The sequence below is a fragment of the Streptomyces sp. CC208A genome, from assembly GCF_030010625.1.
Lineage (GTDB): Bacteria > Actinomycetota > Actinomycetes > Streptomycetales > Streptomycetaceae > Streptomyces.
Genome location: NZ_JASCXN010000010.1, coordinates 78,365 through 95,253, shown reverse-complemented (window position 1 = coordinate 95,253; position 16,889 = coordinate 78,365). Strand labels below are relative to the sequence as shown.

General features: G+C 75.3%; 14 protein-coding genes. 6 read left to right on the top strand and 8 right to left on the bottom strand.

Translation table 11 applies throughout. From position 1 onward, the window contains the following. The first annotated feature begins 24 nt into the window (after positions 1–24). The gene (locus QK442_RS13730) at positions 25–1,551 is read left to right on the top strand and encodes an alpha/beta hydrolase (RefSeq protein WP_282694201.1); all 1,527 of its coding nucleotides are present in this window, start codon (positions 25–27) and stop codon (positions 1,549–1,551) included. 54 nt (positions 1,552–1,605) lie between these two features. Here QK442_RS13730 and moeZ read toward each other — a convergent pair whose 3' ends face one another. The 7 genes from moeZ to QK442_RS13695 all read right to left on the bottom strand — a co-directional run bounded on the left by moeZ (position 1,606) and on the right by QK442_RS13695 (position 10,590). After that, positions 1,606–2,784 (bottom strand): adenylyltransferase/sulfurtransferase MoeZ, encoded by a 1,179-nt coding sequence (gene moeZ / locus QK442_RS13725; RefSeq protein ID WP_282694200.1) that lies wholly within the window; start codon positions 2,782–2,784, stop codon positions 1,606–1,608. 63 nt (positions 2,785–2,847) lie between these two features. Then, positions 2,848–3,657 (bottom strand): spherulation-specific family 4 protein, encoded by an 810-nt coding sequence (locus QK442_RS13720; protein WP_282694199.1) that lies wholly within the window; start codon positions 3,655–3,657, stop codon positions 2,848–2,850. Then, positions 3,645–4,616, bottom strand: coding sequence for an NAD-dependent epimerase/dehydratase family protein (locus tag QK442_RS13715; RefSeq protein WP_282694198.1), 972 nt, complete (start codon positions 4,614–4,616; stop codon positions 3,645–3,647). The genes QK442_RS13720 and QK442_RS13715 overlap by 13 nt, the downstream gene beginning before the upstream one ends. A gap of 127 nt (positions 4,617–4,743) precedes the next feature. After that, complete coding sequence (locus QK442_RS13710; RefSeq protein WP_282694197.1) at positions 4,744–6,198, bottom strand: hypothetical protein; 1,455 nt, start codon at positions 6,196–6,198, stop codon at positions 4,744–4,746. 13 nt (positions 6,199–6,211) lie between these two features. Beyond that, positions 6,212–7,852 (bottom strand): glycosyltransferase, encoded by a 1,641-nt coding sequence (locus QK442_RS13705; protein WP_282694196.1) that lies wholly within the window; start codon positions 7,850–7,852, stop codon positions 6,212–6,214. A gap of 370 nt (positions 7,853–8,222) precedes the next feature. Beyond that, positions 8,223–9,566: a DUF3152 domain-containing protein gene (locus tag QK442_RS13700; RefSeq protein ID WP_282694195.1), complete on the bottom strand. Its 1,344-nt coding sequence runs from the start codon at positions 9,564–9,566 to the stop codon at positions 8,223–8,225. Between the two features lie 43 nt (positions 9,567–9,609). Continuing rightward, a complete protein-coding gene (locus QK442_RS13695) occupies positions 9,610–10,590 on the bottom strand; it encodes an alpha/beta hydrolase (protein WP_282694194.1) in 981 nt (326 codons plus the stop codon). 185 nt (positions 10,591–10,775) lie between these two features. Here QK442_RS13695 and QK442_RS13690 point away from each other — a divergent pair, with 185 nt between their 5' ends. From QK442_RS13690 to QK442_RS13675, 4 genes are all read left to right on the top strand, one after another. Then, a complete protein-coding gene (locus QK442_RS13690) occupies positions 10,776–10,991 on the top strand; it encodes a hypothetical protein (RefSeq protein WP_282694193.1) in 216 nt (71 codons plus the stop codon). Positions 10,992–11,137: 146 nt separating this feature from the next. Then, positions 11,138–11,797, top strand: coding sequence for a TetR/AcrR family transcriptional regulator (locus tag QK442_RS13685; RefSeq protein ID WP_282694192.1), 660 nt, complete (start codon positions 11,138–11,140; stop codon positions 11,795–11,797). 182 nt (positions 11,798–11,979) lie between these two features. Then, positions 11,980–12,207: a DUF3107 domain-containing protein gene (locus QK442_RS13680; RefSeq protein WP_282694191.1), complete on the top strand. Its 228-nt coding sequence runs from the start codon at positions 11,980–11,982 to the stop codon at positions 12,205–12,207. Positions 12,208–12,436: 229 nt separating this feature from the next. Further along, complete coding sequence (locus QK442_RS13675) at positions 12,437–12,712, top strand: hypothetical protein (RefSeq protein WP_282694190.1); 276 nt, start codon at positions 12,437–12,439, stop codon at positions 12,710–12,712. Between the two features lie 80 nt (positions 12,713–12,792). Here QK442_RS13675 and QK442_RS13670 read toward each other — a convergent pair whose 3' ends face one another. After that, entirely contained in the window at positions 12,793–13,545 is a 753-nt protein-coding gene (locus QK442_RS13670) for a ferritin-like fold-containing protein (protein ID WP_282694189.1), read from the bottom strand. A 483-nt stretch (positions 13,546–14,028) separates the two neighbouring features. On the opposite strand from QK442_RS13670, the gene QK442_RS13665 reads away from it, so the two are divergent. Further along, on the top strand, positions 14,029–16,815 hold the full coding sequence (locus tag QK442_RS13665) for a DEAD/DEAH box helicase (protein ID WP_282694188.1): 2,787 nt from the start codon (positions 14,029–14,031) through the stop codon (positions 16,813–16,815). Positions 16,816–16,889 lie beyond the last annotated feature (74 nt).

Here is a 16,889-nt window from a genome sequence, read left to right as displayed (position 1 = left end):
CTGTCTCGTCCCCGGGGGGTTCCCATGTCCATACGCCGGTGTCTGACGGCCCTCGCCGTCGGCGGACTGCTGGTCACCGGTTGTACGAGCACGGGCGCGCCGGCTCCCACGCCTTCCGGGTCCGCCGCGTCCTCCTCCGACGCCAAGCCGCCCCCGTCCCCGTCCCCGGCCCTCCCCGCCTCCCTCACCGGCCAGCGGCCCGACTGGAAGCCGTGCGACGGGGCCGGTGCCGAGTGGCGCTGCGCCACCGTGCGGGTGCCGCTGGACCACGCGAAGCCGGCGGGCGCCACGCTGCCGGTCGCCCTGATCCGCAAGGAGGCGACCGACCGGAAGGGCCGGATCGGTTCGCTGCTCTTCAACTTCGGCGGGCCCGGCGCCTCCGGGGTGGACACGCTGCCGCAGCTGGCGGAGGAGTACCGGACCCTGGGCGACCGCTACGACCTGGTCTCCTTCGATCCGCGCGGGGTGGGCCGCAGCTCCGGCGTGGTCTGCCGCACCGACGCCGAGCAGGCCGCCGCCGAGGCCCGCGTCGACCTCACCCCGGACACGCCCGCCGAGGAGGCCGCCTTCCTGAAGGACGCGGCGGACTTCGGCGCCGGCTGCGCCCGCCGCTCCGGCACCGTGCTCCCGTACACGACCACCTCGGCGACCGCCCGCGACCTGGACCTGATCCGGCAGGTCCTCGGCGACGAGAAGCTGCACTACTTCGGGATCTCGTACGGGACCCAGCTCGGCGGCGCCTACGCCCACCTCTTCCCCGACAGGGTCGGCCGGCTGGTCCTTGACGCGGTCGTCGACCCGACCGCCGACACCGCGGGCCACGCCCGGCACCAGACGGTCGGCTTCCAGCGGGCCCTGGACAACTACCTGCGGAGCACCGGCCAGGACCCGGCGGCCGGCAGCGCGAGGATCACCCGGCTGCTCGCGGAGCTCGACCGCGAGCCCCTGGAGACCGGCGGGCGGAAGCTCACCGAGGGCCTCGCGCTCACCGGCATCGCGGTGACCCTCTACGCGGAGTCCGGCTGGCCGCTGCTCACCGAGGCGCTTGCCGCGGCCGAGTCCGGTGACGGCGGCCCGCTCCTGCGACTCGCGGACGCCTACAACGACCGGGACGAGCAGGGACGTTACGCCACCCAGTCGCACTCCCAGCGGGCGATCTCCTGCGCCGACTCCAGCGAGCGCCCGACCGCCGAGCAGGCGAAGGCGCTGCTGCCGGAGTTCCGGAGGCTCTCCCCCGTCTTCGGCGCCTTCCTCGCCTGGGACACGGCCGGCTGGTGCGCCGACTGGCCGGTGGAGGGCGAGGCGAGGACCCCGGCGGCGTCCGCGCCGGGCGCGGCCCCGGTCCTCGTCGTGGGCACGACGGGCGACCCGGCGACCCCGTACGAGGGCGCGGAGCGGATGGCGGAGGAGCTCGGCGAGGGCGTCGGGATCCTGGTCACCAACAAGGGCGAGGGGCACGGCGCGTACGGCACCTCGGCGTGCGTGACGCGGACGGTCGACGCGTACCTGCTCGACGGGAAGGTGCCCTCGTACGGCACGACCTGCGGGTGACGGAGACGCGCGAAGGCCCCGGACCGCACGGGTCCGGGGCCTTCGTCGCAGCTTCTAGTACACCGGCTTCTCGGGCTCGATCTGGTGGACCCAGCCGATCACGCCGCCGCCGACGTGCACCGCGTCCGCGAAGCCCGCGGACTTGAGCACGGCGAGGACTTCCGCACTGCGGACACCCGTCTTGCAGTGCAGGACGATCTTCTTGTCCTGCGGGAGGTCCTGGAGGGCGTTGCCCATCAGGAACTCGTTCTTCGGGATCAGGCGGGCGCCGGGGATGGAGACGATCTCGTACTCGTTCGGCTCGCGGACGTCGATGATGTCGATGTTCTCGCCGTCGTCGATCCACTCCTTGAGCTGCTTCGGAGTGATCGTGGAGCCGAGCGCCGCCTCCTGGGCCTCCTCGGACACGACGCCGCAGAAGGCCTCGTAGTCGATGAGCTCGGTGACGGTCGGGTTCTCGCCGCAGACCGCGCAGTTCGGGTCCTTGCGGACCTTGACCTGGCGGTACTGCATCTCCAGGGCGTCGTAGATCATCAGGCGGCCGACCAGCGGCTCGCCGACGCCGGCGAGGACCTTGATGGCCTCGGTGACCTGGATGGAGCCGATGGACGCGCAGAGCACGCCCAGGACGCCGCCCTCGGCGCAGGAGGGGACCATGCCCGGCGGCGGGGGCTCCGGGTAGAGGCAGCGGTAGCAGGGGCCGTACTCGGACCAGAAGACCGACGCCTGGCCGTCGAAGCGGTAGATCGAGCCCCACACGTACGGCTTGTTCAGCAGCACGCAGGCGTCGTTCACCAGGTAGCGGGTGGCGAAGTTGTCGGTGCCGTCGACGATCAGGTCGTACTGGCCGAAGATGTCCATCACGTTGTCGGCTTCCAGCCGCTCCTCGTGAAGGATCACGTTCACGTACGGGTTGATGCCGAGCACGCTGTCGCGCGCCGACTCGGCCTTGGAGCGGCCGATGTCGGACTGGCTGTGGATGATCTGGCGCTGCAGGTTCGACTCGTCGACCTCGTCGAACTCCACGATGCCGAGCGTGCCGACACCGGCCGCGGCCAGGTACATGAGGGCCGGCGAGCCGAGGCCGCCGGCGCCCACGCAGAGCACCTTGGCGTTCTTCAGCCGCTTCTGCCCGTCCATCCCCACGTCGGGGATGATCAGGTGGCGGGAGTACCTGCGGACCTCGTCTACGGTGAGCTCGGCAGCCGGCTCGACCAGGGGTGGCAGCGACACGGGGACTCCGTTGGTCGGTATGTCAGTACGGTTGTTCTTCCCGTAACACTGCCACGCCCCTTCTCATTCCGAGACACCCGGTCCGATACGCGAGACGATTTCGTCCCAGTAGCCGGGCAGCGAGTGGAATGGCGCGTTCTGTCCCCGGGCCTCGGGGCCGCCGGTGCGGTCGGTGAAGAAGATCGTCCCCGCGCCCTGCCAGCGGGCGATCCGCAGCGCCTCGTCGAGGTGGGTGCGCGGCACCCCGTGGACGAGGTGCGCGAACTTCCCCTCCGGGTAGTCCGCCGTCCACTCGGCCACTTGGGACCAGCGGTAGTCCACCCAGGCGCCGGAGAAGGTGACCAGCTGGTCCGCCGCCTCCGCGTAGCCGGGGTGGGGGTGGGTGCCGTGGCCGAGGACGAGGTGGGCGTCGCCGCCGAGGAGGGCCGAGAGGGTGGTCGTGACCCTTCTCACTCCGGACAGGTCTGTCCGGTCCGTGGGACAGCGGTCCAGATAGAAGCCGCCCACCCGGTACCAGTCGACGAACCGCTGGGCCTGCGAGACCAGCTCGCCGAAGGGCCGGGAGCCGTGCGCCAGGTCCAGGTGCCCGAGCACCCGCCCGCCCGTCGCCCGACCACCGCCCCTCGACGACGCGCTGTGCGCGGCCCCCTCAAACGCGTGCCGCAGCCGTCCCGCGGCCTCCAGGCAGTGCGGGTCGGGGCGGCTGCCCGGGCCGTCGGAGACGTTGAGCACCGCCCAGTGCACGGGCGCCCCGGGACGGGCCAGTTCGGCCCACTCGACGGGGGCGAGCAGCGGGTGGGCGTAGCCGGGGGCGCCCACGCCGAGCGTGCGGACCGTACCGGCCGCCGTGCCGGTGCGCGTCAGATGCGGCACGCCGCCTCCATCCAGATGTCGGCGAGCGACTCCTCCAGGTTGATCCGGGGGCGCCAGCCGAGCCGGTCGCGGGCGGTGCGGACGTCGGCCTGCTGCCAGGGTCCGCAGCCGTCGGGGTACGGGGACGGGGTGGCGGCCAGCTGTTCGGCGATGGTCGCCTCGGTGCGCGGGGCGCCAATGACGGGCCGCTGCGGGATGCCGTGCGGGCCGTCGACCTCGTGCAGGTTGCCCGTGTAGCCGGCGACCCGGGCGAGGACGGCGGCGGCGTCCCGGAGCCGGACGGCCCGCCCCGTACCGATGTTGACGACGCCCTGGGCGGCGGAGAGGGAGGCGGCGTGCACGGCCCTGGCCACGTCCCGGACGTCCACGAAGTCCCGCTGCACGCCGAGGCCGCTGAGCTTGAGCTCGCCGTCTCCGGCCTGCATGGCCCGGCGCATCGCCTCGGCGAGCCGGCCGAGCGGGGAGCCGGCGGGGGTGCCGGGGCCGACGGGCGAGAAGACCCGGAGCACGACGGCGTCGAGCCCGGAGCCGAGGACGAGTTCGGTGGCGGCGAGCTTGGAGACTCCGTACGGGCCTCCCGGGCGCGGCACCGCGTCCTCGGCGGTGGAGGAGCCGGGCTGGCTGGGCCCGTACTCGGAGGCGCAGCCGACCTGGACGAGCCTGGCCCCGCAGCCGCTGCGGCGCAGGGCCTCGCAGACGGTGGCGACGGCCACGGTGTTGTGCCGGGTCAGGTCGCGGGCCCCGCCGCGGGTGGCGCCCGCGCAGTTGACGACCACCCCGGGGTGGACGGCGTCGAGGAAGCGGGTGAGCGCGCCGGGGCTGCCGGTGGCGAGGTCGAAGCGGACGTCGGCGTCGTCGCCGCGGCCGAGGGCGGTGAGGTGGACCGCCGGGTCGGCGAGCAGCCGGTCGGCGACGAAGCGGCCGATGAAGCCGTTGGCTCCGAGCAGTAGCACCCTCATCGTGCGGCCCCTTCGTGCCGACCGGCCGGTGCTGGGGAGAGAGGGGTCATGGTCTGGGTTCTCCTTGAGGGTGATGAGAGAGAGGGGGGCGGCGCGCCCGCGGCGTCGGCTCCGCGGGTGCTCCGGGTCAGGGGGTGGTGTGGGCCGAGGCCCGGGTGAGGGCACCGGTCGCGTGGGCGAGCAGGCCGAGCGCGGCGGCGCCGCAGACCAGCGCGGGGAGGGCGCCGGGTCCCCAGGCGTCGACGGCGGTCCGTACGGGGACGGCGAGCGCGTCGAAGCCGGGGAGCGGGAGCCGGGCGGCCAGCACGCTCGCGAGGCCGAGGACTTCGGCGGCGCAGGCGGCGGCGAGGGCGGCGGCCGCGGTCCCGGGGTGTCCGTGGACGGTGAGCAGCCGGGCGAGGAGGAGCAGGGCGCCGAGGGCGAGGGCACCGGCGGTGAGGCCGGTGAGCGCGAGCAGCGCGGTGAGGGCGGCGAGGTGGAGGAGGACGGCGGCGAGGAGCCACGCCCGGGTGCCGGCGGCGAAGTCGGCGAGGCCGCGCCCTGTGGCGATGCGGCGGCGGGCCCGCCCCGCGAAGAGGTGGGCGCACCAGGCGGCGGGCGCGACGGCGAGCGCGAGCCCGAGGAGCGGGCCGGGGTCGAGGTCCCAGCCGCCGTCGGGCCCGCCGGCGAGCACCTGCGCCAACAGGCCGTCGCCGGCGACGGCGTACGCGAGGAGCCACAGGGTCCACAGCCGGGCGGCGGGCGCGGTGGCGGGCGCGTGGAGGGGCCCGCGCCGGACGGCGAGGACGAGCGCGGCGGCGAGCCCGAGCGCCCCGGCGGTCCCGGCGGCGAGCCGGGCGGCCCCGTCGAGGTGGAGGAGGGCGGGTACGAGAAGGGCGGCGGCGGCCCCGGGCGCGAGCGCGGCGAGTGCCCACGGCGCCCGGGGTCCCGGGGGCTCCTCGGCGGGCGCGGGCTCCGGGTGGGCGCGGGGCACGCGCGCGTACAGCTCCTCGGCGAGCGAGAAGACGTCCCGGTGCCGGTAGCGGGCGGCGGTCCGGTCGGTGAAGCCGCGCGCTTCGAGCCCGGCGGCGATCTCCAGCGGGTCGACGGCGCGGGCGCACAGCTCCCGGTGCCGGTGCATCAGCACCTTGACGGGGTCGCCGCCGCGCCGCGCCTTCGAGGGGACGGGGGTGGTGGCGGGCGTCTTGGTGACGGGCGCGGGCGGCTCGCCCCAGGCGGCACCGGGCGCGGGGGCGACGGGACCGTCGGGGGCGGGCGTCTCGGGCGCGGGTCCGTCCTCCGGCTTCCCGGCCTCGTCCTCCGTCTTCTCCCGTACGGGCTCCGCCTCTTCCGGTACGGGCTCCGCCTCGGGCGCGGTCGGCTCGGGGGCCGTCGGCTCGGGTGCGGGCTCGTCGGCCGGTGTCGGGCGGGGCGGGCCGAAGGCGGAGAGGAGGTCGTCCAGGGCGGTCTCCCCGGGGCCCGCGGGCCCCGGGGCTATCGGGGAGGAGGGCGCGGGTTCCGCGTCCACGGCGGGGGTGCCGAGGAGGGCCTCGGAGCGGGCGTCCCAGGCTCCGGGGCTCGTCGGGGCGGCGGGGCCGCGCATGGGTGTGCCTCCTTCAGGCATCGGGGGCTCCTGTGCCCGCGGGGACGGCCTTCGGCGCCCAGCCGCCGGGGAGGTGCGCCTCGGCGGGGTGGGCGAAGGGCACGTCGGACCCGGCGCGGTGGCGTACCGGCGCGTGGGAGAGGAGTTCCAGGTAGATGGAGCGGAACGCGGCGAGGTTCTGGTCGACGGTGAAGAGTTCGAGCGCGCGGGCGCGGGCGGCCGCGCCGAGCCGGTGGCGGCGCTCGGGGTCGCGCAGCAGCGCGAGGCAGGCGTCGGCGAGCGCCCGGGGGTTGCGCGGGGGCACGACGAGTCCGGTGCCGCCGATGATCTCGACGACCGCGCCGACGTCGGTGGAGACGGTGGCGCGGGCGCAGAGCATGGCCTCGACGAGGCTGGCGGGGAAGCCCTCGACGGTGCTGGAGAGGACGACGACGGCGGCGGAGGCGTAGACGCCCTCCAGGGTGGGGGCCTCGGGCCCGCCGAGTTCCTCGAAGGAGACGGGGTTCTCGCCGACGGCGTGGGCGCCCGCGGCCTCGTCGGGGAAGAGCTGGGCGGCGAGCGCGGCGCACTGCGTGAGGTAGGCGCAGGAGGCGGTGTCCGGCTCCGCCCCGCCGTCGGCGGCGGGGACGGAGACGATCCGCAGCCGGGTGCCGGGCTGCCGGGCGCGGAGGTCGGCGAAGGCGTGGAGGAGGGAGACGAGGTCCTTGGCGGGTTCGACGCGGCCGATCCAGACGAGGGTGCCGGGCTCGCCGCTCTCCTCGTCCTCGCCGACCTCGGCGAAGCGTTCGGCGGGCATGCCGGGGTGGACGGTGCGGACGCGGTCCCGGTCGGCGCCGAGCTTCTCCTGCCAGCGGCGGGTGTGGGCGTTGCCGGGGGTGAGGAGGTCGGCCCGGCGGTACGTCTCGCCCGCGAGGCGGCCGTGGAGGGCGGCGAGCAGGGTGCGCAGGGCGGCGGAGCGGCCGGCGGGGGCGGCGGAGAGGTAGTGGGCGCGCAGCCCGACGCCGTACTCGGTGACGAGGAGCGGGGTGCCGAAGAAGCGTTTGGCCAGGAGCCCGGGGAGGGCGACGGGCCCGCCGGCGGTGGCGTGGCAGAGGTCGGCGGCGCCGAGGGCGGTCTCGTCGTACCAGTCGAGGGAGAGGGGGCGCAGGGCCCGCTCCAGGTGGTCGGCGAAGACGAGGTGGTCGCGGAGTCCGGCCGCGGCGACGGCGCGGCGGGCGCCGGGCGCACGGCAGGCGTCCTCCAGGAGGCGGACGGCCTCGTCGGAGCGGAGGGCGCCGGGCAGTCCGCCGCTGTCGCGGGCGAGGTCGGCGAGGGCGCCGAGGCCGGTGCCGAAGGCGTCCGCGGCGTCGTCCTCGGCGGTGAGGCCGGTGGCGAGGGCGTGGAAGCCCTCGGCGAAGCGGCGGCGGTCGCGGCGGCCGTAGGCGCGGCGGCCCGCGCGCTCGGGCGGCCCGGCGGGGAGGGCGCCTTCGCCGGTGGCGGGGGCGGGCCGGGCGTTGGGGGGCAGCGGGACGCCGATGAGGGGGGCGCCGACGGCGTAGAGGTCGAAGTCGTGGGAGGCGAGGCCGTGGACGAGCCGCTGCCACCAGGCTCCGGCGTCACCGCTGTCACCGGTGGCGCACGGGACGCCACCCTCCGTGAGCAGTCCGATCCGCACGAGCACACACCCCCGGTCTCTCCCTTGACGGCGCCCGCCGTTCTGGTCCGCGGCGCGCGGCTGTTCTCCCTCTGCGGGAATCCCACAGCGGGAAGAACGTAAGCGCAGGGACCGGTGGTGCGACGGACGGTTGTCCGTCGCACCACCGGAAGGGGTGAATGCACGTAACTTTCCCAAGCCCCTCGCGTTCGGTCGGGGTACGCGGCGGCGGGGCCGCGGGGAAGGGAATTCCGCGGAGGCGGGGAATGCGCGGGGAAAGCGGGCGCGTCCGGAAAGGAAATCCGGAAAAGGGAAAGCCGTCGGCCCGCACCCGGCTCAAGCGGCGCCGGGGCGGAAAACGCCGGCGCCGGTCCGTCACGTCAGGGGAGGGTCAACTCCCGGGATGCACCCAGGGGTTGGGGCGGCATCGGATGCCGTCGACCTCCAGGGTCTTCGTCTGCTGCTGCATCACCGGCGCCAGGGCGCCCGGCGTACGGCACGAGACGTGGTTGTGGCCGAGCCGGTGGCCGATCTCGTGGTTGATGAGCATCTGCCGGTAGGCGAGCATCGCCTTCGGTCCGAAGGTCTCCGCGCCCTGCGCCCATCGGAAAGCGTTGATCATCACGCGTTCGGTGGAGGCCGAGTCGCAGGAGACGTTGTCGACGGTGGTGTCGAGGCCGGACTTGGCGCACCACTTGCCGGTGGTGCCGGGGCTCGCGAGGGTGATGACGAAGTCGGGCTGCCCGCTGGAGATCCGCTCGAAGGTCATGGCCCCCTGACCGGCCCAGCCGCGCTTGTCGTTGAGGGTCTCCTGGACGGCCCGCGCGAAGAGCCCGGCGTCCAGGCCGATGCCCTTCTCGACGTCCACCCTGTAGCGGTACTTCTGCCCCCTGCCGGGCGCCTTGTCGAGCCCGGGCACGGCCTCGAACTCGCCGGAGCCGGTCAGCTTCGGGTCGATCGGGAACTGACGGGTCATCAACTGCTCGTACGTGGGCGCCGGGGCGCTCTTCGCGGGCGTCGGGCTCGCCGGGGCGGGCCGCTCGCCGGTGCGGGAGGCGGAGTCCTCGGAGGGGCGCTCGGTGGGCTTCTGCGCGGCCCGGACGGCCGGGGCGTCGGCCTCGCGGTCGGTGACCTGCCCCGCGACGACGATCGCGAGACAGGTGGTGACGGCGGCGGCCGCGATCCCGGTGAGCGCCCGTCCCTTGCCCGCTTTCCCCGCGGCCTCGCCCTCGGGCGCGGGCGCGTCGACCGGTTCGGCGGCCGGGGCCCCGACGTGCCGGCGCGGCCCGGGGACGGGCGAGGCGGTGCCGGTGGCGGGCCCGTACCGCTCGGGCCCCGGACGTACGCCCTCCTCGTGCGCGGGATGCCCGCCACGGACCGGGATGCCGTGGGCGGGGGTGTGCGGAACCCCGTGCGCGGGCGTGTCGTACGCGCCCCCGCCGCCGGAGGCGGGGGCGCCGTGCGCGGGCGTCCCGTAGACCGGGGTGCCGTGCGCAGGGGTCCCGTACACCGGGGTGCCGTGCGCGGGGGTCCCGTGGACCGGCGTCCCGTGCGCGGGTGTCCCGTAGCCGTGGAAGGTGCCGTGTCCCCGGGTCGTGCCGTACTCGTCCGGGCCGCCGGAGGGCCGGCGGCGTCGGCCCGTGCCCGCGCCGGTGTCCACGACCGGCGTGCGCCCGGTGTCCTCCGCCCGCGTGCGCTCCGTGTCCACCACCGGTGTGCGCCCGGTGTCGGTCACCGAGGGCGCGGGCCCTTTTCGGCTATGGCGTCCCACCCCGGGCTCAGCTCCCGTCGTGCCGCGCGTCGTGGTCCGCGATCAGCTCCCGCGCGGCCGCGGCGACCGTCTCGGGGTACTCCATCATCGCGACGTGACCGGCGTCGGGCAGGCCCAGCAGCCGCGAGCCGCGGAAGGCGGCGGCGGCCCGGCGGGCCATCCGGTACGAGACGAGCCGGTCGCGGCCGCCGTAGACGAGGAGGGTCGGCGCCAGCACCCGCTCGGCCTGGCGCCAGAGCCCGTGCTGGCCGCCGAGCGTGTAGGCGTCGACGATGCCGCGCGAGGAGCGGGCCATGGCGTCCCAGAAGTAGGGGAGTTCGAGCCGGCGCTCCATCTCCTCGACGGCGTGCCGGAAGCCCTCCTCGGTGACCCGGGCGGGGTCCCCGTAACAGAGCGAGAGGACGCCCTGGACGCGCTGCTCGGCCGTCCAGTCCCGGGAGAGGCGGGCGAAGAGCCCGGCGACGCCGGGCACGGCGAGCAGCGCCGTCGGCCAGGCGGTGCGCTGGGCGCGCAGCTCGGGCAGGGCCGGCGAGACCAGGGTCAGGGTGCGGACCAGGTCGGGCCGGACGGCGGCGACCCGGGTGGCGACGGCGCCGCCCATCGAGTTGCCGAAGAGGTGGACGGGGCCGCGGCCCGCGGAGTCGAGCAGCCGGATGACCGCCCGGGCGTGTCCGGTGACCGAGTAGTTGCCGTCGTCGGGCGGCGGGGAGTCGCCGAAGCCGGGCAGGTCGACGGCCTCGCCGTCGACGAGGTCGGCGAGGAGCGGCATCAGGGCGGACCAGTTCTGCGAGGAACCGCCGAGGCCGTGCACGTACAGCGCGGGCGGCAGGCCGGGGCGGCCGCCGGGCCGGGAGCGCACGGTGAGGGAGAGTCCGGGGAGCGCGACGGAGCGGAGCTCCTCGCCGTCGGCGACCCGGACGGCGCGCGGTCGCGGCGTCGCCGGAGCGGCGTCGGCGGTCCGGGTTTCCGGCAGCTCGGTCGAGGACATGGCCGCAATATTACGAGACGATCACGCGGCCTCGGGTGTGGGTGCGGTCACAAGCCGCGTGGCGTCCGGCCGGAGCACCGGTGGACGCGGCTCGGGTGCGGTGCCGCGCCGGGACTCCTAGGCTCGTAGGAAGAGGCATCGGCGCGGGCGGCCGCTCGCGCGCGGGGAGGACGGGAAGGAAGCGCATGACTGTCGATCCGTCCGAGCCGGACACGTTCCCCGAGGAAGAGGAAGCCGTGCTCGACGAGGAAGTCCCGGAGGCCGACGCCGCCGAACAGCACACCGAGCTGCGTCCCGACGAGGACGAGCCGCTGGACGCCATCTCCCACGACACCGCGGACGAGGGGGATGCCTCCGAACAGGCGCGTGTCATCGCCCTCGACGAAGACGACTACCGCTGATTCGTTCGGTTTAATCTTGAAGTGCCTGTCGACCGCGGCGTCCGGTCCGTGAAATTCTGCGTCCGCACCGCGCACACCCGGGTTACCCAAAAGTACGATGGCCGCGCGGCGCGACAGCGCATATGGATCGATTCTTGGGAGGCCGCGTGAGCGCCATCGAGCAGACAGAGGCAGCACGCCCTCGCGGTACGCGGCTGCCGCGCCGCGCCCGGCGGAACCAACTGCTCGGTGCGGCCCAGGAGGTCTTCGTCGCCCAGGGCTACCACTCCGCGGCCATGGACGACATCGCCGAGCGGGCCGGCGTCAGCAAGCCGGTCCTGTACCAGCACTTCCCCGGGAAGCTGGAGCTCTACCTGGCCCTGCTCGACCAGCACTGCGAGGCCCTGCTCCAGTCGGTCCGCACGGCCCTCGCCTCCACCACGGACAACAAGCTGCGCGTGGCGGCCACCATGGACGCCTACTTCGCCTACGTCGAGGACGAGGGCGGCGCCTTCCGGCTCGTCTTCGAGTCCGACCTCACCAACGAGCCGGCCGTGCGCGAGCGCGTCGACCGGGTGAGCCTCCAGTGCGCCGAGGCGATCTCCGAGGTCATCGCCGAGGACACCGGCCTGTCCAAGGACGAGTCGATGCTGCTCGCGGTGGGCCTCGGCGGCGTGTCGCAGGTCGTCGCCCGCTACTGGCTCTCCAGCGAGTCCCCGATCCCCCGCGACACGGCGGTCTCCCTGCTCACCTCGCTCGCCTGGCGCGGCATCGCCGGCTTCCCGCTGCACCCGGCCGACGGCCAGCTGAGCGCCGAGGGCCACTGACCCCCTCCCCACGCGCGCGTGGCCGGTCTCGTTCCCCGGGCCTGTTGCCCGCGCCTGTTCCCCGTGACTGTTCGCTCCTGGCGTGTGCCGACAGGACCGTGCGCGTCCCCTCACCGGGCTAATGTGTGCAGCGTACGGCGCGGGTTCATCGCGCAACGCTGACCGTTCGGAGGGACATAGCCGTGGAGGTCAAGATCGGCGTGCAGCACGCGCCCCGGGAGATCGTTCTGGAGAGCGGGCAGTCCGCCGAGGACGTGGAGCGCGCCGTCGCGGACGCGCTGTCCGGCAAGGCGCCGTTGCTCAGCCTGGAGGACGAGAAGGGCCGCCGGGTCCTCGTTCCGTCGGACAAGATCGCGTACGTGGAGCTCGGCGAGTCCGCGGTGCGCCGGGTGGGCTTCGGCGCGCTCTGAGCCCCGGATCCTGTGCAGGAGGCCCGGAGGGACACCCGTCCCTCCGGGCCTCCTCGCGTACGGCCGTCCGGGTGTCGTCCCGCACGCCCCCGCACCCGCCCCCCGGCCGCGCCCGCGGGGTGTACGGGGCGCTCCGCCGGGACGGAGGGAGGGTTGCGTTCCGGTGGCCCGGGGTAGGAGGGGACTTGACCGCACCACCCGCCCCGCACCCCTCGCGAGGTGATCCACCGTGTTCCTGGAAGCCCTCGGCTCCGCCCTGCTCGGACTCGCCCTGGCCTGGGCCGCCGTGCACCGCCTGCCCGACCGCCTCCCCGCCCGCGGGACCGTCCTCGTCACCGGTGCGCTCGGTGCCGTCTTCGGCGCGCTCGTCACCCACGGGGCGCTCGGCCCCGGTCACTTCCTCGCCACCCTCGTCGGCGCCGTCGCGGTGGCGGCGGTGCTGCTCTCGCTCCTCGTCCGCCCGGCCGCCCGCGGACTGCGCCGCTCATCGCCCGCGGCGTACTGACCGACCGCCCCACGCACGACGGCCGCGTGGCCGGGACCAGGGGTCCGGGCACGCGGCCGACTCGTACGCGTAGGGCCCGCTCAGGCGGCGAGGCCCAGCGCCGCCATCCGCTTGGTGTGCGCCTCGGTGATCCGGGAGAACATCCGGCCCACCTCCGCGAGGTCGAAGCCGTCCGCGACCCCGCCGACGAGCATCGTGGAGAGCGCGTCCCGCTCCGCCACCACCCGCTGCGCCTGCGACAGCGCCTCGCCCATCAGGCGGCGGGCCCACAGCGCGAGCCGGCCGCCGACCCGCGGGTCGGCCTCGATCGCGGCGCGGACCTTCTCCACGGCGAAGTTGCCGTGCCCGGTGTCGTCGAGCACCGCCAGCACCAGGGCACGGGTGTCGGAGTCGAGCCGGGTCGCGACCTCGCGGTAGAAGTCGCTGGCGATCGAGTCGCCCACGTACGCCTTGACCAGGCCCTCCAGCCAGTCCGACGGAGCGGTCTGGCGGTGGAAGTCGTCGAGCGCCTTCGCGAAGGGCTCCATCGCCACGGTCGGCTCGGCGTCCACGGCGGCCAGCCGGTCCCGCAGCCGCTCGAAGTGGTGGAACTCGGCGGAGGCCATCTTCGCCAGCTCCGCCTTGTCCTCCAGGGACGGCGCGAGCTTGGCGTCCTCGGCGAGCCGCTCGAAGGCCGCGAGCTCGCCGTAGGCCAGCGCGCCGAGCAGGTCGATCACGGCGGCGCGGTACTGCGGCTCCGCGGAAGCGGTGGCCCAGTCCTGGGCGGCGATGCCGGTGGGCGTGTCGGCGTCCTCGGGGTCACCGGCGGGTGTGGCGTTGTCAGGCGTCTCCATGCAGCGCACAATAACGCGCTCCCGAGGCCCCCGAAGGTTCCCCTCGGGCGGTGTGACCGTGCCCTCATCCCCATTTCGCCCAACACACATGCGCGAATCCGGGGTACAGTGGTAATGCGCCTGCCGAGTATGCGGACATGCTTTCGCATGTACGGACGTATCCGGTGGGCCGACGCATGAATGAGGATGCCCGGTCGGTGGCCCGATCGGCTCCGGCCCGACAGCCCTTCCGGCGGCCTGCCGAAGGGTCCCTCAAGCGGTACGACGCTCGAGCGGCGGCAGTGGTCCCGTGCCACCCGGCGGTGATCTTCCCCAGGATCCCGCGGGAAGAGCCCGGCACGATGAGACCCCCTTCGTTCGCCTCGCGCCGCGTCTCACAGAAGAGGCAGCACCCTGACTACGTTCCGAGAGCTCGGAATCCTTCCCGAGACCGCCGAGGCGCTCGAAGCCGTCGGCATCGTGAATCCCTTCCCCATCCAGGAGATGACCCTTCCGGTCGCCCTCACCGGCACCGACGTCATCGGCCAGGCCAAGACCGGCACGGGCAAGACCCTCGGCTTCGGTCTGCCGATCCTGGAGCGCGTCACCGTCCCCGCCGACGTCGAGGCCGGCCGCGCCAAGCCCGAGCAGCTGACGGAGGCCCCGCAGGCCCTCGTCGTCGTCCCGACCCGCGAGCTGTGCCAGCAGGTCACCAACGACCTCCTGACCGCCGGCAAGGTGCGCAACGTGCGCGTCCTCGCCATCTACGGCGGCCGGGCGTACGAGCCGCAGGTCGAGGCGCTCCAGAAGGGCGTCGACGTGGTCGTCGGCACCCCCGGCCGCCTGCTCGACCTGGCGGGACAGCGCAAGCTCGACCTGTCGCACGTCAGGACCCTCGTCCTCGACGAGGCCGACGAGATGCTCGACCTGGGCTTCCTGCCCGACGTCGAGAAGATCATCAACATGCTTCCGGCCAAGCGCCAGACCATGCTGTTCTCGGCCACCATGCCGGGCGCGGTCATCGGCCTGGCCCGCCGCTACATGTCGCAGCCCACCCACATCCGCGCGACCTCGCCGGACGGTGAGGGCGTGACCCACGCCAACATCACGCAGCGCGTCTACCGCGCGCACAACATGGACAAGCCGGAGATGGTCGCGCGCATCCTCCAGGCCCGCGGCCGCGGCCTCGCGATGATCTTCTGCCGTACGAAGCGGACGGCGGCCGACATCGCCGAGCAGCTCCAGCGGCGCGGCTTCGCCTCCGGCGCGGTCCACGGCGACCTCGGCCAGGGCGCTCGCGAGCAGGCGCTGCGCGCCTTCCGCAACGGCAAGGTGGACGTCCTCGTCTGCACCGACGTCGCCGCGCGCGGCATCGACGTCGAGGGCGTCACCCACGTCATCAACTACCAGATCCCCGAGGACGAGAAGACCTACCTGCACCGCACCGGCCGCACCGGCCGCGCGGGCAACACGGGTACGGCGATCACGCTGGTCGACTGGGACGACATCCCGCGCTGGCAGCTGATCAACAAGGCCCTCGAACTGGACTTCGCCGACCCGGTGGAGACCTACTCCAGCTCGCCGCACCTCTACGCCGACCTGGACATCCCCGAGGGCACCAAGGGCATCCTGCCGCGCTCCGAGCGGACCCGCGCGGGTCTCGCGGCGGAGGAGCTGGAGGACCTGGGCGAGCCGGGCGGCCGTCGTGGCCGTGGCGGCCGCGCCGAGCCCCCGGCCGCCGAGGAGCGCCCCGCCCGTACGCGCACCCCGCGCCAGCGCCGCCGTACCCGCGGCGGTTCCACGGTCGCCGACGCCCCGCAGGACGTCGCCGCTCCGGAGACCGCCGAGACCGCCGAGGCCCCCGCGCCGGCCGAGGCCGTCGAGGGCCCGCGCCGTCCGCGCCGCCGCCGCACCCGCGGCCAGTCCGGCGGCATCCCGGTCGCCGGCGCCGCCCCGGCTCCCGCGCAGGAGGCGCAGGAAGCGGTGGAGACCCCCGCGCCCGTCGAGGCCCCGGTCGAGGAGACGGCCCCGCGCCGCCGCCGTGGCCATGGCGGTCGTACGGAGCCGGTGGCGGCCGTCGTCGAGACGGTCGAGGCGCCGGCCGTCAAGGCCCCGGCCGCCGAGGCCCCCGCGCCCGTCGAGGCCCCCGCGCCCGTCGAGGCTCCGGTCGTCAAGGCCGCCGCGCCCGTCGAGGCCCCGGTCGTCAAGGCCGCCGCGCCCGTCCAGGCCCCCGCCGAGGAGACGGCTCCGCGCCGCCGCCGCGGTCGTGGTGGTCGTGCGGAGGGCGTCGCCGAGGCGCCCGTCGCCCCGGCCGCCGCTCCCGCCCCGGTGCGCGCACCGCGCAAGCGGCGGGTCCGGCCGCAGGCCGAGGAGACGGTGACCTTCCAGACGGTGGAGACGGCCGCCGCCGAGCTGGCCGCCGCCCGCAAGCGGTCCGTCCCCGCCCAGGCTGCGGAGGAGCGCCCGGCGTCCCGCCCGGCCGAGACCGTCGAGACGGTCAAGGCCGCTCCGGCGCAGGCTCCGGCCGCCGTTCCGGCGCAGGCCGTGGCCGCCCCGGCGCCGCGTGCCCGGCGCCGGGCGACCCGCCCGGCCAGCAGCCCGGGTGCGGTCGTCGAGGCCGCTCCGGTCGTCGTCGAGGCCCCCGTGGCCCCGGCCGTCGAGGAGCCGGCCGCCCGTCCGCGCCGCCGTGTGGTCCGCAAGGCGTCGAGCCCGGTGACCACCACCGCCGCCGCCGAGGCCGTCGTGGTGATCCCGACCCCGGCCGCCGAGGCCCCGGTCGTCGAGACGCCGGTCGAGGAGGCCCCGAAGGCCCCGCGCAAGCGGGCCGCCGCCAAGAAGACGGCCACCGCCGAGACGACGGAGGCCCCCAAGGCTCCTCGTAAGCGGGCCGCCGCCAAGAAGACGGCGGCTCCCGAGACGACGGAAGCGCCCGCCGAGGAGGCCCCCAAGGCTCCCCGTAAGCGCGCCGCCGCCAAGAAGACGGCCACCGCCGAGACGACGACGGAAGCCCCGAAGACCCCGCGCAAGCGGACCACCGCCAAGACGGCAGCCGCCGCCGAGACGACGGAGGCCCCCGCCGAGGAGGCCCCCAAGGCTCCGCGCAAGCGGGCCGCCGCCAAGAAGACGGCCGCCGCCGTGGCGCCGGACGCGTCGGAGCCGCAGAAGGCGACGACGACCCGTCGGCGCACGGTGAAGAAGGCCGTCGCCGAGGCCCCGGCCGAGGAGGCGGCGCCCAAGGCCCCGCGCAAGCGCGTCGCCAAGAAGGCCGCCCCCGCGCAGCCGGAGGCGTGACACCGGGCCCGGACGACCGGGCATGACGGCGGCCCGGCCCCTTCCCTGGGGCCGGGCCGCCGTCGTCACCCCCG

Bases quoted from the DNA above. Each gene is read 5' to 3' on its own strand.
- QK442_RS13730 (WP_282694201.1), top strand. From the start codon at position 25: ATGTCCATACGCCGGTGTCTGACGGCCCTCGCCGTCGGCGGACTGCTG.
- QK442_RS13715 (WP_282694198.1), bottom strand. From the start codon at position 4,616: ATGAGGGTGCTACTGCTCGGAGCCAACGGCTTCATCGGCCGCTTCGTC.
- QK442_RS13710 (WP_282694197.1), bottom strand. From the start codon at position 6,198: ATGCGCGGCCCCGCCGCCCCGACGAGCCCCGGAGCCTGGGACGCCCGC.
- QK442_RS13695 (WP_282694194.1), bottom strand. From the start codon at position 10,590: ATGTCCTCGACCGAGCTGCCGGAAACCCGGACCGCCGACGCCGCTCCG.
- QK442_RS13690 (WP_282694193.1), top strand. From the start codon at position 10,776: ATGACTGTCGATCCGTCCGAGCCGGACACGTTCCCCGAGGAAGAGGAA.
- QK442_RS13670 (WP_282694189.1), bottom strand. From the start codon at position 13,545: ATGGAGACGCCTGACAACGCCACACCCGCCGGTGACCCCGAGGACGCC.
- QK442_RS13665 (WP_282694188.1), top strand. From the start codon at position 14,029: ATGACCCTTCCGGTCGCCCTCACCGGCACCGACGTCATCGGCCAGGCC.